Raw genomic sequence first — 13,105 nt, forward strand, 5'->3', positions numbered from 1 at the left:
GAAGGCTAACCAAACCGAGAAGGTCAAATTTGACTCCAACAAATGGAAGCGGACATGGCGCGATTTTGAAGAATTCCATTATCGCAGGCAAGCCCGACCTGGCGGTTGGACGGGCTTGACTTGGCGAATAGTTCCATCATATTGGAAATATGGAAAAGCATGACGCCATCGCCGCCCTTGTCGCGCTCGGTCACGAAACTCGGCTCGATATTTTCCGGCTGCTCATGCAAGCCGGACCTAAGGGGCTTGCCGCGGGGCAAATCGGCGAGCGGCTCGCGCTTCCGCCGGCGACGCTGTCTTTCCACCTGAGCCAGCTCAAGCACGCGGACCTCATCACTTTTCGGCGCGAAAGCCGGTCGCTGATCTACTCGGCGGCTTATCCGGTCATGAACGCGTTGCTCGCGTACATGACCGAGAATTGCTGCCAGGGCGCAACAGACGCTTGCGACGCCGCCGCTCCTTCAACTTGCCAGCCAAAGGGAAGCCATGAAACGCCTGCACGTGCACGTATCCGTTGATGACCTTGCGGGGTCCATCCGCTTCTACAGCGCGCTTTTCGGGTCGGAGCCGACCGTCGCTAAACCCGATTACGCGAAATGGAAGCTGGATGATCCGCGCGTGAACTTCGCGATATCGTCGCGCGGCGGACAGGCTGGCGTCGATCATCTCGGGATCGAGGTCGAGACGCCCGAAGAGCTGAAAGAAGTCTATGGCCGTCTGCAACAGGCCGAACGGCCTGTGCTGGAAGAGGGCGCGACAACCTGCTGCTACGCCAAGTCGGAGAAAGCATGGACGTCCGACCCGCAAGGGCTCTTGTGGGAGTCGTTCCTAACAAGCGGCGAAAGCGCGATTTACGGCGACGACGCAGCGCTCGCGGGATTCCGCACAAGCGGCGGCAAGGGGGAGTCCACCCCCTGCTGCGGCGCGAAGCCAGCGCCTGTGATTGAAGCCGCCTGTTGTTCTGGAGCTCAGAATGACTGAGACCGTTTCAGGCGCAAGCCACGACCACAAAACGGACGGCTGAGCGATGACCATCACCATCTATCACAACCCCGCCTGCGGCACGTCGCGCAACACGCTGGCGATGATCCGCCAAAGCGGCGAAGAGCCGGTCGTCATCGAATATCTGAAAGACCCGCCAACGCGCGAGCGACTTGTCGAGCTACTCAAAGCCATGGGCATTTCAGCGCGCGAGCTGCTGCGCCGGAAGGGCGCGCCCTATGACGCGCTTGGCCTTGGCGATCCAAAGTGGACGGAAGAGGAGTTGGTCGGCTTCATGCTCGAACACCCGATCCTCATCAACCGTCCAATCGTCGTGACGCCCAAGGGCGCACGGCTGTGCCGTCCCTCGGAAACAGTGCTCGACATTCTGCCCAATCCCGGCATTGGCGAGTTCATCAAGGAAGATGGCGAAGTCGTCGTGGGCAGGGCTGCCCAACCTCAATCCTGAAAGGACGAAAATGACAACCATTCAAGTTTTTGATCCCGCCCTGTGTTGCAGCACCGGCGTCTGCGGCGTCGAGACCGATCAGGCGCTCGTGACCTTTGCCGCCGACGTTGATTGGGCGAAGCAGAACGGCGCGCACATCGAGCGCTTCAATCTCGCCCAGGAGCCCATGGTCTTTGCTGAAAATGCGAGCGTTAAAAGCTTCCTCGAACGCTCGGGGCAGGAAGCGCTGCCGCTGATCCTCATTGACGGCGAAATCGCGCTCGCCGGACGCTATCCAAACCGCGGGGAGCTTGCGCGCTGGGCGGGCCTCAAAGAGGTCGAGGAAGCGAAATCAGGCGCGTGCTGTAGCGGCTCGTCGTGCTGCTGAAAGGTCGATATGAAATTTCTTGAACAGGCTCCGCGCTTCCTTTTCTTCACGGGCAAAGGCGGCGTTGGGAAAACATCGATCGCCTGCGCGACGGCGATAGAGCTCGCGGAAGCCGGACGCCGCGTGCTGCTCGTCAGCACCGATCCGGCCTCGAATGTCGGGCAGGTGTTCGGGGTCGGCATCGGCGACAAAATCACGGCGATTGACGCCGTGCCGAACCTGTTCGCGCTGGAAATCGACCCACAGGCGGCCGCGAAAGCCTATCGCGATCGCATTGTCGGCCCCGTGCGCGGCAAGCTTCCCGAAGCCGTGGTGAAGGGTATCGAAGAGCAGCTTTCCGGAGCCTGCACGACGGAAATCGCCGCCTTCGATGAATTCACCGCGCTGTTGACGGACGCCGCCATTACATCGGGATACGACCATATCATTTTCGATACGGCCCCGACCGGCCACACCATCCGCCTGCTGCAGCTTCCCGTCGCGTGGAGCGGCTTCCTTGAGGCGGGGAAAGGCGACGCCTCTTGCCTTGGTCCGCTTGCCGGATTGGAAAAGCAGCGCGCACAATATAGCGCCGCGGTCGACGCTTTGGCCGACGGTCAGCGCACCCGCCTGATCCTTGTCGCCCGTGCACAAAACTCCGCGCTGCGCGAAGCCGCGCGCACGCATGAGGAGCTGGCGGCGATTGGCCTCCATCAGCAATTCCTCGTCGTGAACGGTCTGCTGCCGAAGGAAGAGGCGGCGCTCGATGCGCTCGCCGCCGCGCTTTACGCGCGCGAGCAGGCCGCTTTGGCGACGACGCCCGATGCGCTTCGTAGGTTGCCCTGCGACTATGTGCCTTTGAAGCCTTTCAATTTGGTCGGGCTCGATGCGTTACGCCAGCTCCTCGTTGCGCCGCCGCCGCTCCTGGACGCAGCAGTCGGCGAACCTGTCGAGCTGCACGCGCCCAGCCTCTCGGAACTGGTGGACGGCATCGCCGCCGATGGTCATGGCCTCGTCATGCTGATGGGCAAGGGCGGCGTCGGCAAGACGACGCTTGCGGCGGCTGTCGCCGTCGAGTTGGCGCATCGCGGACTGCTTGTCCATCTCACCACCTCCGATCCTGCCGCGCATCTCGCCGAAACGCTGCATGGTTCGCTCGACAATCTGACCGTGAGCCGCATCGACCCGCACGCCGAAACCGAACGCTACCGGCAAGAGGTGCTGAAGACGAAGAGCGCAAAGCTCGACGCGCAGGGGCGCGCCCTGCTCGAAGAGGATTTGCGCTCTCCTTGCACGGAAGAAATCGCCGTCTTTCAGGCCTTCTCGCGGATCATCCGTGAGGCGGGTGAGAAATTCGTCGTCATGGACACCGCGCCGACCGGCCACACGCTGCTGCTGTTGGATGCGACAGGCGCATATCATCGCGAGGTCGCGCGGATGCTGGACGCCAAGGGCGCGCATTACTCGACGCCGATGATGCAGCTTCAGGACCCGAAGCGGACGAAAATCCTTCTTGTCACCCTGGCGGAAACGACGCCGGTCCTCGAAGCGGCAAATCTGCAAGCGGATTTGCGGCGCGCCGGAATCGAGCCATGGGCATGGGTCATCAATAACAGCGTGGCTGCGGCGCGCCCACACTCACCCTTGTTGCAACAGCGCGCCAAGAACGAACTGTATGAGGTGGAGAAAGTCGCAATGATACATGCGCGGCGCTACGCCGTCGTGCCGCTGCTAAGGGACGAGCCGGTCGGGGCGCCGCGACTTCTCGAATTGGCGGCCTATGCGACCGAAGCGGCCTAAAACGCTCGTCACCTGTTCGGCCTGCAAGGGGCGAGGGGATCATTCGACCGGAAAAAAGAAAAAGGCGAAGACGTCCGTTTCCGAACGATCCTCGCCCAAGGCCAGCCCCTTTGGCCTAATCCGGGTGCGCGACTCTCGGCGTCAATTGGCGCAGGAGACGCTACGCATGTAACGGACGCGACCCCGCTCGTCAGTTTTCGGCGTGATGACGAGCGTACAATCTTCATCCTCCGCGCCGTAGGCGCGCCCCACTCGGATAGCCGGCCCGCGCGCAAGCGGACGCATGCCGACGTCGCTAAGGCTCACGGCGGCTTGGACGCCAGTGGCGGTGGATTGAATCTTCGGATCAGACGCTGAAGGCGCGGCTGCGACAGCAGCAACCGCGCAGATGGCGACTGTGAATCCGAGAACAATCCGCGACGTGCGGCTTGCGAAAGGGCTTTCGCGCGAAACGGCCATTTAGGGCTCCCACAGGGTCATCGGGAATTTCCCCAGATCGCTACTCGAACGATGCGAACCTGGACGCTTCCTCTTTTGCCGGGGAGAAACGCAGCGGCCCCGCTAATGGTTCCGCCGCAGTCACGAAATTTACGAAATTTTAAGGTTTAGCCTTAAATCCGCCCTATCGCTCAAGACGGGCGATGAGGCTCGACGTGTCCCACCGCCGCCCGCCCATCTTCTCGACCTCGGCGTAGAATTGGTCGACCAGGGCCGCGACCGGCAGCCGCGCGCCATTGCGCCGCGCCTCGGCGAGGCAGATCGCAAGGTCCTTGCGCATCCATTCGACGGCGAAGCCGAAGTCGAAATCGCTCGCGACCATTGTTTTCGTGCGATTTTCCATCTGCCACGATTGCGCCGCGCCGTTCTTGAGGAGATCGACGACGTTCTCTGCGTCGAGGCCGGCGGCGCCGGCGAAATGCAGCGCCTCCGCCAGGCTCTGGACGAGGCCGGCAATGGCGATCTGGTTGACCATCTTGGTGAGCTGCCCGGCCCCCGGCGGCCCCATCAGCCGGCACGCCCGCGCGTAGCAGGCGATCACCGGCTCCGCCTTGGCGAAGCTCGACGGATCGCCGCCGCACATGACGGTCAGCGCGCCCTTTTCGGCTCCGGCCTGGCCACCGGAAATGGGCGCGTCGATGAAGCCGAAGCCGCGCTCGGCCGCCACGGCGTGGAGTTCCCGCGCAACTTCCGCCGAAGCCGTCGTATGGTCGACGAAGATCGCTCCCGCCGACATGCCGGCGAAGGCGCCGCCGTCGCCAATCGTCACCGCGCGCAGATCGTCGTCATTGCCGACGCAGGAAAAGACGAATTCCGCGCCCATCGCCGCTTCGGATGGAGTCGGATGCCATCTCGCGCCGAGATGCTCAGCGGCGAATTTCTCGGCCTTGGCGGCGGTGCGGTTGTAGACCCGCACCTTATGGCCGGCGCGATGAAGATGGCCGGCCATGGGATAACCCATGACGCCAAGCCCGATAAAAGCGAGGGAAGCGGGCTCCATATATCAGCCGCCCGTCATGCTCATGTGGCGCGAGACGGCGGGAGCCGGCACGGTTCGATCAATCACAAAATCGTGGCCCTTGGGCTTGCGCAGAATCGCGGTCTCGATCGCCTGGTGCAGCAGCGCGTCGTCGGCGCTTTCGCGCAGCGGCGCGCGAAGGTCCGCCGCATCCTCCTGGCCGAGGCACATATAAAGCGTCCCAGTGCAGGTGACGCGCACGCGATTGCAGCTTTCGCAGAAATTATGGGTGAGCGGCGTGATGAAGCCGATGCGCCCGCCGGTTTCGCGCGCGCGCATGTAACGCGCGGGGCCGCCGGTGCGATAGTCGATCTCGTCGAGCGTGAAGGCTTCGCTCAGCCGATCGCGCACCTCCTGCATCGGCAGATATTGGTCGGCGCGTTCCGGGCCGTCGAGTTCGCCGAGCGGCATCACTTCGATGAACGTCATGTCCATCCCGTTTTCGTGGGCGAAGCGCACGAGCGGGACGAATTCGTCTTCGTTCACGCCTTTCAGCGCCACGGCGTTGAGCTTCACTTTGAGGCCGGCGGCGCGAGCGGCGGCGATTCCCGCCAGCACCTGCGCATGCGCGCCGGTGCGGGTCAGGGCTCTGAAGCGGTCTGGGTCGAGCGTGTCGAGAGAGACGTTGACGCGCCGCACGCCGCAGTCGGCGAGTTCGGCCGCGAAACGCGCAAGCTGCGAGCCGTTGGTGGTCAGCGTCAGCTCCTCCAGCGCGCCCGTGTCGAGATGGCGCGAGAGGGCGCGAAACAGCTTCATCACGTCGTGGCGCACCAGCGGCTCGCCGCCGGTGATGCGCAGCCTCTTGGTTCCGCGCGCGATAAAGGCGGAGCACAGCCTGTCGAGCTCCTCGAGCGTCAGCAGGTCGCGCCGTGGCAGGAATTGCATATGTTCCGACATGCAATAGACGCAGCGGAAATCGCATCGATCGGTGACGGAGACGCGCAGATAGGAAATCGTCCGCCCGTAGGGGTCGACAAGCGGCGCCGGCGCGGCGACCGCGGGCGTCCTGGCGTGGGCGTTCATCCTTACCTCGAACCGGCGGAAATTCGGCGTCCTCCATATATTGCCGGAACGCCGTCACGTGAAGCCCACCCGTTGGGTCGCCAAGGGCTGGGACTAGAAGCAAGGAGACGTTCGCCGCGGGATGTGGCCTCTTATCGGGCGGCGCCCCAGCCGAAGTCCTTGTCTAGAAGCGCGTAGAGTTCTTCATTGTAGGGCCGGAAAAACTCGGCCAAATTCGCCCGAACGCCGTCATCGAGCGTTCCGGGCGGACCCGGATTTTGCTCTTCGATCACGAGCGGCTCGACTTTGGGAAGGCCAAGAAAGGCGTAAATTTCCTTCGCGGTCGATCGCGGATCTCGAAAAAATTCCGCCGCATCGACGATGAAAACGCGGTCTCTGCCGAATTTTTCGAACAGCAGGCGCAGAAAGGGCGCGTAGATGCTGTGCCGCAAATAGCCGGCGCGCGCGCCCGAAAACGCGTGCGGCTCCATGCCGCCGCCGCGTATCGTCGCCTTTTCGGCCTCGATCAAGGTTTCGAAATCCGGAAAGCCCTTCCAATGCGGATCCTGGATCTTGCGGCTGAAACGCTTCTGATCCCATCGCCAGTGCGAAAAGGTGCGCTCCACCGGATCGCGCAGAACGCAGATGATGCGCATGTCTGGAAACATCGACCGGGCCAAAAAAATCCAGAGGGGATTAGGCATGACCGGCGTGCAGTAGCCGGTGATCGCGCCGCCGTTTCGCCGCTCCGCCGCCCTTTGCGCCGCGAGCGTCGGAAAATGCGCCATGAGTTCGCGCATCGTGTCCGTGAAGGAGATTTCCTTCGACAGCGGCAGCACGACGTGCGGATGCTGGAAAATATAGGAAGAGAGAAAAGACGTGCCGGAGCGCACCGCGCCGATCGATGCGAAGGACGGCGCCATGCGTTGGCTGGAGCCGAGGGTCCGCGCCCACACCCGCCATTTTGGCGGATTGAAAAAATAATAGGAGCGGAATTGACGCTTCGCCCGAAGGGGCAGGGTCTCCAGAGCGCTGCTGGCCCGCGACAGCCGGTTGAAGTCCTGGTAGGGGGCCTGGATCGTTTCGAGCCGCTTCGGATCAACCGCGGGAATCGGCTCCGGCTGGGAGGGCGCGTGGAGTTCCGGCGAAAGGATGGACATTCGACCACTCTCCTTTGCGAAGATTTTTCTTTGGAGCAGGATGACAAGGTTGCGGGCTAGGTTGCGTCGACGAGCGTAGCCTTGAGACTGCCGCTGGATTGGCGCGTATCGAAACCGCGCACGCGTGCAAAACTCGCATCGAGTGTCGCGAGCGGATCGGGGCTTCGGCCTCGCGAACGCCAGCAGATGAATCCGTCTGGCCGCACGAGGAGCGCGCCTTCAGGCGAAACGCGCAGGCGCGGTAGAAACAGCCCTTCGGGATCATGGACGTCTAACCCAAGGCGGCAGACGCCAAGCGGGGCTTTCGAACGCAGGGCTATGTGCTGCGCCGCTTCAATCCACTCGCCGCCATCGGGGCCGGTAAAAAGCATGAAATCGCGTCCGATCAGATCGTGAGAGGAGATCGTCTCATCGCCGCGCCGCAACCAGACATGCGCGAGGCGCGTTCCCGGCGCGCCGCTCGGGTGAAGAGGGTCTTCGACTGCTGCGCCGTCGTCGATTTCGTCGGCGATGATCGCGTCGGAGCGATACCGATAGCCGATCGCGGTTTCGCCAAGGCCGTATTCGTCTTCCCGAATGCGCAGTTCCTGACGATCGGGCAGGAGACGCTCAACGTAATTGGCGAAGGCTCTTGCGATCGCGATTCGCGCCACGGGCTTGCGCTCAATCTGATAGGTATCGAGCAGCGTGGGAGCGGCATGGCTCTTCACGACAAGCGCCAGCTTCCAAGCTAGGTCCGCGGCGTCCTGGATCGCGGTTTGTCCCCCCAAGCCGCCGACCGGCGGCACGATATGCGCGGCGTCGCCGGCAAGAAACACACGGCCAAAGGACATGCGATCGGCAAGAAGTGCGGCCATCCGCCAAGGACGAACGTCGAGAATCTTGACCGCGAGATCAGGGACGCCAAGAGATTGTCGAACCAGTTCTCGGCATCGTTCTTCGTCGAAATCGGATGCCTGATCGCGGGAGGAATCATATTCTATGTTGATCTGGCCGCGATTGGGCTCGTCGCAAGTGACGAAGGCGCCGCTGAACGCCTTGTTGCGAAAATAATAGAGAGCAAACCCGTCTCTTTGCAGAATTGCGCCGAGATCGGCCTCGAACAGCACCGACATCGCATCCGCGATCACTCCCGGGCCTTCCATTTTCACGCCGCCGGCGTCGCGGATCGTCCCGCCGGCGCCGTCGGCGGCGACCATGTAGTCGGCGAGAACGGTGGTTTCTCGTCCCGACGCCTCGTCGCGCAAAATCGCTTCAACGCCATCCTCTCCTTGGGAGAAGCGCGCCAGCGCCGTCGAAAATCTGACGTCGGCGCCGTTCTCGCGGGCGAAGCGCAGCAGCACGGGCTCGACCCGGTCCTGGCCGGCCGTGCATATCTTGCTCGGCGACACGCGAGTCGCATCAAGCGACATCTTGGTCACCAGCGTCTCAATCGCCGGACCCGTAACGGTCTCCGCAATGATGACCGTTGTATCGTTTGCGCCGGTGCGGCTTGCTGCGAACAGCGCATCCTCCAGGCCGTCGACGACGCGCAGAACCTCCATGCTGCGCCGGTTCAGCCCATGCGCTTTCGGAAGCGGCGACGTTGACGCGCGTCGCTCCACGAGGATGCAGGGAACGCCGCGCCAGGCGAGGAGGGTCGCCGCAGACAGACCGGCATAGCCGGCGCCGACAATGAGAACAGGGATTCGTTCCATGCTCATTGGACACGTCCTTTCAAGCGCAACGAGACGCCAGCCGGCTCCTCGGGCGCGGATCGAAGGTTAAGCCAGATCAAGAAAACGGCGAGGGCTTCAGGCCAGATGAGAGATTGATAGGCGATCTCCGGACGGTTCACGGCGAGTCCAAATAGAATGAACAGCGGCGCGATGAACCACTGCGCAAGCACATCGACAGAGGTCAGTTCTGCGAATGAGCTCTGCGCGAGCGTCAGTCCTCGGACGATACTGCCGACGAAGCGGATTGGCAGGGAGAGCGCCAGGCAGGCGACGAATACGGACCACCAGGCTCCATCTTGGCGGTAAAGGGCCGCGCCGATCCAATCGCGCCCGAACAGCAGTATGACTGCGGCGGCCAGTGTGATTGGCGCGCCGACCCGCACCACTGGCGCGAGCGCCGGCGTCCAGTCGCCGTGAGCTTTCGCCGGAAGGCGGATGGCGAGAAAGCGCGTCAGCGTAATCAGCGGACCAAGCACAAACAGCATGAAAGTTTGGGCGGCGGCAAATGAGTCGAGACGCTGGCCGTTGGCGCCGTTCTGCCAGGGGAGCGAAAAGAGGGCCAGCGTCAAGAGCATCGCCGCCCGCGGGGAAAGCACGCGCAACGCTTCCCAAAACGTTCCGCTTAGAAAAGAGCGGATGAACGCGATTTCCGGGACGCGTATTCTACGCGCGCCATGCGCTTCCAGCCGACTCCACAGCCAAAGCGAAGCGACGGCCGAAACGATGCAGCTCGCGAGAAAACATCCCGCGAAACCAAAGCCGAGGGCCTGCATGAAAAGGACGTTGGCCCCGGCTTTCACGGGAATTTCCACGAGTTTCCATGTGAGCGCCGAGCCGCCGCGTCCGAGGGCGTGCAACAAGAATCCTTGCGTATTCGAAAGAACGCGAAAAGGCGTGCCGGCAACGAGCCAAACGATAGGGGCGCCGATATAGGGAGCGGCCGCGGCGTTCCCCATCAGGGCGTCAAGAAAGATCGGATAGGCGAAGAAGCCGAAAATCGCCGTCGCGGCGCCAAGCGCGAGGGAGAGCGCGCAAGTCTTTTCGATTGCCTCGGCGGTCTCGCCATTCTTTTGCGCATGGCCGAGCGCAATCGCCGCAACGGCGGCGCAAGCGATGGTGAGGGCGACATCGAGCAACGCGATGCGCATCAGAATCGCATAGGCTCCCGACGCGCGGCCGCCCAGTCTCGCGACCATGGCGAGATCGATTTGCATAATAAAGGCGGCCGCGGAAGTGCTGGCGAATAGGTGCCAGTATCCGCGCCACAGCGGCGCGCTTGTCATCGCGCCAGGCTCTGCCACCCCGGAAAGATGTCAAGTTCGAAGGACTGCAGCGTAAAGTAGCCGAAAACATCCGGAGGCGCCGGCAGCGGCTCCTCGGGTTCGATAAGTTCGATCTCGCGTCCCAAACGAACGCTGCGGCATTTCCAGCCGATGACAAGATTCGTCGTGTCTGCGCATCCGATGACGATTCCGCAATCTCTGCCGCGATCGAGGATCGCCCAACGCGCGGCCGACGCCGCCATGACCGACCGCAGATATTTGTCGTCGGCGAGCAACCGCTCTTTGAACGGCGATTGGCGCAGCCAAGCGTAGACCCACAAATAATAGGACCAGTCAAAGGCGAGCTTCTTCTCTCCGGCCCAGGCCATGAAGGGCCGGAAGATCGACATCCCGTCGAGACCGGAAAGCTCCAACAGTTCGGGGCAGATGTCGAAGAGCGTGTGCCAATACATGCGCAGGCTCACGTCGATCCGCACGAAGGCCTTCTGGTCCGTAGGATATTTTGCGTTCAGTTCCGGCGACATCAGCGCCGGGTAGAGATCGCGATCAGTCCGACTAGGCAGAGAGAGCAAGATCATGACGCCTTTCTTCCGGTTGGCCGAACAGCTCTCGCAACAACTTCAGATCGGCGACGACATCGTCAAATTCGATCCGGTCGTCGCGCTCATAGGTCATTGTTGCGCCGGGCTTGTCGAAGACCGATCGGAAATCTTTAAGGAAGGCGAGCGTGTCCGGCGCCAGAGCCTCTGCGTGAGTGTCCAGCGAGATGAAAGGCTCGACCAGGGAATGCCTGTAGCCCGCGACATGGAAATGTTGGGCCTCGGCGATGACGTTACGCCAGGCTTCGAACGGCGTCCCGCAATTGCGGTGGGAGCAAACGGCGTTGGATGCGTCGAACAGCACGCCGGCGCCGGTTTCTTTCATCAGGCGCTCGAAGAAGGCGGGCGCCTCTCTCCCCCCGTCCATGATGGAGGGATAATTTTCAAAATGGATGCGTTGTCCGACGATTTCCTGCCAGGCGACGACCCTGTCGCGGACAGATTCATATTCGGCGGAATAGTCGATTTCACCCAAGTGAAAAAAAGCGCGCCCTTCATGAGTGAAGCGCAGAATGTGGTCGGAGACGTACATCGGGTTCAGCACATCGATGTAGTCTCGAAGCCGCGCCGCAAAATCGACCAGCGTCGGCCGATCGGCTTCTAGAAACTTTGAATACATAATATGCAATCCGATCGGACAATCGAACGCCTTGGACAGTTCCTCCGGATCGACGCAGAAAAAATTGTCGATCAGAAATTCGCAGTAGTCTATATGCCCTTCCGCGAGCAGCCTCTGAACCATGTCATAGGTGTCGCCGAGCGTGAAATTGAAGCCAAGCCGCATCTATTGTCGCCCTCGTCTTGCCGCGCCTGACGTCGCTTGCGCCGCTGGCCGGGGGCCGACGGCGCAAACTGATCGTCCTTAGCCGTTCGTGGCGGCGCAGGTCGAAGCGCACATGGCGCCGGCGCGGCCGATAACATTGAGCGTAATGCGCTTGGCGATACGGATGGTCATAGGGGCCTCCCCTTTTGAGTTCGTCTGGAAAGTCCAGACGGGCTCCGCAGAACGCGGAACCCGAATGGTATGACGAGCGGGCCCGCAAAAATCGGACAGCATGCGACGAGATTTTTTTCGGGCCGGGGGGATTGTTATGTCCGTCGCATCCCGGGCGACCGACGGCGCGTCCGATGGCGCCGCCAAGAACTCGCGCGGCGAAGCCGCCGCCTTGAGAGGCGGAGCGCTCACGGGGTCGTTCGGCCGCGGAACATCGAAGGCGCGATCGAAATGCTCGAGCGCCCGACCCAGGCTGCGATTGACCGTCCTCAAGGAAACGCCGAGTTCCTGCGCGATCTCCGAATGGCTGAAACCCAGAATCCGGCTCATCAGGAATATCTGACGACAGCATCGCGGCAGACGCGCCAGGGCTGCTTGAACGTCGCGCGCCAGGCCAAATGCGTCGAGGGCCGAGGTGATTTGCGTGTCTTGAGCGGGCGACTGGAACCATGCGCCGTCTTCGGCAAGCGCTCGAGCGTGCGTTCTTTGCCTTCGAAGATTGTCGATCGCGAGCGTGCACGTCATCTTCGACACATAGCCGCGCGCATTCGAAATCAGTTCGCCGCGGTCGCTTTCCAGCATTTTGAGATAGGCTTCCTGGACTAGGTCTTCGGCGTCTCCCGAGCCGATCACGCGGCGCGCCCGCGTTATCAGATCGCGATGATGGCTTCGAAATAGTCGGTCGATCGTCTCATGGGACTTCTGCATCAGCGCCTCCCCGCTTGTCTCCAAGCGCGCCGATTATCCAAAACGCATCACGCCGAGCGGCCGCAGGGGCATCGGCGATGCGCGGTTTCGATCCGCGGGGACGTCATTGCTTCCGAACGCGCGGATGTACGGCCGTGTCTTTAGACGGGGGAGGCGCGCGCCGGCGGCGTTGCCGACGGCGATCGGGAAACGGGAAGGATCGGAAGAGCGAGAACGCTGATTCGCGCCGTTGGAAAGGACAGGCGCGCAACCTGATCATAGACGCAGAAGATCTGCGGCTGAGCGTTGCAGCACGCGATGCAGTCCGAGCAAGAGCCGTCGTCATCGCCCGGCGCGTGAGGCGCCGCGGGAATCGCGTCGCTTTTGCAGACAACGGCCCGGAACGACGGAGAGTGAGATTGAGCGCGCGCGGCGACAGTCGAAACGCCAGCGGCTTGCAGCAAGATCGCAATGAAAAGAATGAGCCGAACGAGCATGGATTGCCGCCAACCATTGCCTACGGTACGCGGATCATAGGCGCGAAACTCGC

14 protein-coding genes are annotated in these 13,105 nt (G+C 62.3%); 5 read left to right on the plus strand and 9 right to left on the minus strand.

Annotation, left to right across the window (positions count from 1 at the left end; all coding sequences use genetic code 11):
* Positions 1-23 precede the first annotated feature (23 nt).
* On the minus strand, positions 24-323 hold the full coding sequence (locus ACR65T_RS09945; protein ID WP_434496361.1) for a hypothetical protein: 300 nt from the start codon (positions 321-323) through the stop codon (positions 24-26).
* On the opposite strand from ACR65T_RS09945, the gene ACR65T_RS09950 reads away from it, so the two are divergent.
* Genes ACR65T_RS09950 through arsA form a run of 5 tightly spaced genes read left to right on the plus strand, consistent with a single transcriptional unit; the run spans position 225 to position 3,596 of the window.
* Entirely contained in the window at positions 225-518 is a 294-nt protein-coding gene (locus ACR65T_RS09950; RefSeq protein ID WP_434496358.1) for an ArsR/SmtB family transcription factor, read from the plus strand. The two genes, ACR65T_RS09945 and ACR65T_RS09950, sit on opposite strands and share 99 nt — an antisense overlap.
* A complete protein-coding gene (locus ACR65T_RS09955; RefSeq protein WP_434496328.1) occupies positions 487-981 on the plus strand; it encodes an ArsI/CadI family heavy metal resistance metalloenzyme in 495 nt (164 codons plus the stop codon). Before ACR65T_RS09950 ends, ACR65T_RS09955 begins: the two co-directional genes overlap by 32 nt.
* Before the next feature lie 46 nt (positions 982-1,027).
* Positions 1,028-1,450, plus strand: a complete 423-nt coding sequence (gene arsC, locus ACR65T_RS09960; RefSeq protein ID WP_434496329.1) for an arsenate reductase (glutaredoxin) — start codon at positions 1,028-1,030, stop codon at positions 1,448-1,450.
* Positions 1,451-1,460: 10 nt separating this feature from the next.
* Positions 1,461-1,817, plus strand: a complete 357-nt coding sequence (gene arsD, locus ACR65T_RS09965; RefSeq protein ID WP_434496330.1) for an arsenite efflux transporter metallochaperone ArsD — start codon at positions 1,461-1,463, stop codon at positions 1,815-1,817.
* Positions 1,818-1,826: 9 nt separating this feature from the next.
* Positions 1,827-3,596, plus strand: a complete 1,770-nt coding sequence (gene arsA, locus ACR65T_RS09970; protein ID WP_434496331.1) for an arsenical pump-driving ATPase — start codon at positions 1,827-1,829, stop codon at positions 3,594-3,596.
* A 622-nt stretch (positions 3,597-4,218) separates the two neighbouring features.
* Here the strand turns inward: arsA and ACR65T_RS09975 are convergent.
* From ACR65T_RS09975 to ACR65T_RS10010, 8 genes are all read right to left on the minus strand, one after another.
* Entirely contained in the window at positions 4,219-5,094 is an 876-nt protein-coding gene (locus ACR65T_RS09975) for an NAD(P)-dependent oxidoreductase (protein ID WP_434496332.1), read from the minus strand.
* Between the two features lie 3 nt (positions 5,095-5,097).
* Positions 5,098-6,135: a GTP 3',8-cyclase MoaA gene (gene moaA / locus ACR65T_RS09980; protein ID WP_434496333.1), complete on the minus strand. Its 1,038-nt coding sequence runs from the start codon at positions 6,133-6,135 to the stop codon at positions 5,098-5,100.
* Positions 6,136-6,266: 131 nt separating this feature from the next.
* Positions 6,267-7,274 (minus strand): sulfotransferase family protein, encoded by a 1,008-nt coding sequence (locus ACR65T_RS09985; RefSeq protein ID WP_434496334.1) that lies wholly within the window; start codon positions 7,272-7,274, stop codon positions 6,267-6,269.
* Positions 7,275-7,330: 56 nt separating this feature from the next.
* Positions 7,331-8,977 (minus strand): methanobactin biosynthesis FAD monooxygenase MbnF, encoded by a 1,647-nt coding sequence (gene mbnF, locus ACR65T_RS09990; RefSeq protein WP_434496335.1) that lies wholly within the window; start codon positions 8,975-8,977, stop codon positions 7,331-7,333.
* Positions 8,974-10,275, minus strand: a complete 1,302-nt coding sequence (gene mbnM, locus ACR65T_RS09995) for a methanobactin export MATE transporter MbnM (protein ID WP_434496336.1) — start codon at positions 10,273-10,275, stop codon at positions 8,974-8,976. Before mbnM ends, mbnF begins: the two co-directional genes overlap by 4 nt.
* On the minus strand, positions 10,272-10,853 hold the full coding sequence (mbnC, locus tag ACR65T_RS10000; protein WP_434496337.1) for a methanobactin biosynthesis protein MbnC: 582 nt from the start codon (positions 10,851-10,853) through the stop codon (positions 10,272-10,274). Before mbnC ends, mbnM begins: the two co-directional genes overlap by 4 nt.
* On the minus strand, positions 10,831-11,658 hold the full coding sequence (mbnB, locus tag ACR65T_RS10005) for a methanobactin biosynthesis protein MbnB (RefSeq protein ID WP_434496338.1): 828 nt from the start codon (positions 11,656-11,658) through the stop codon (positions 10,831-10,833). The genes mbnC and mbnB overlap by 23 nt, the downstream gene beginning before the upstream one ends.
* A gap of 78 nt (positions 11,659-11,736) precedes the next feature.
* Entirely contained in the window at positions 11,737-12,576 is an 840-nt protein-coding gene (locus tag ACR65T_RS10010; RefSeq protein ID WP_434496339.1) for a methanobactin precursor domain-containing sigma factor, read from the minus strand.
* Positions 12,577-13,105 lie beyond the last annotated feature (529 nt).

The organism is Methylocystis sp. (genome assembly GCF_051061285.1).
Taxonomy (GTDB): domain Bacteria; phylum Pseudomonadota; class Alphaproteobacteria; order Rhizobiales; family Beijerinckiaceae; genus Methylocystis.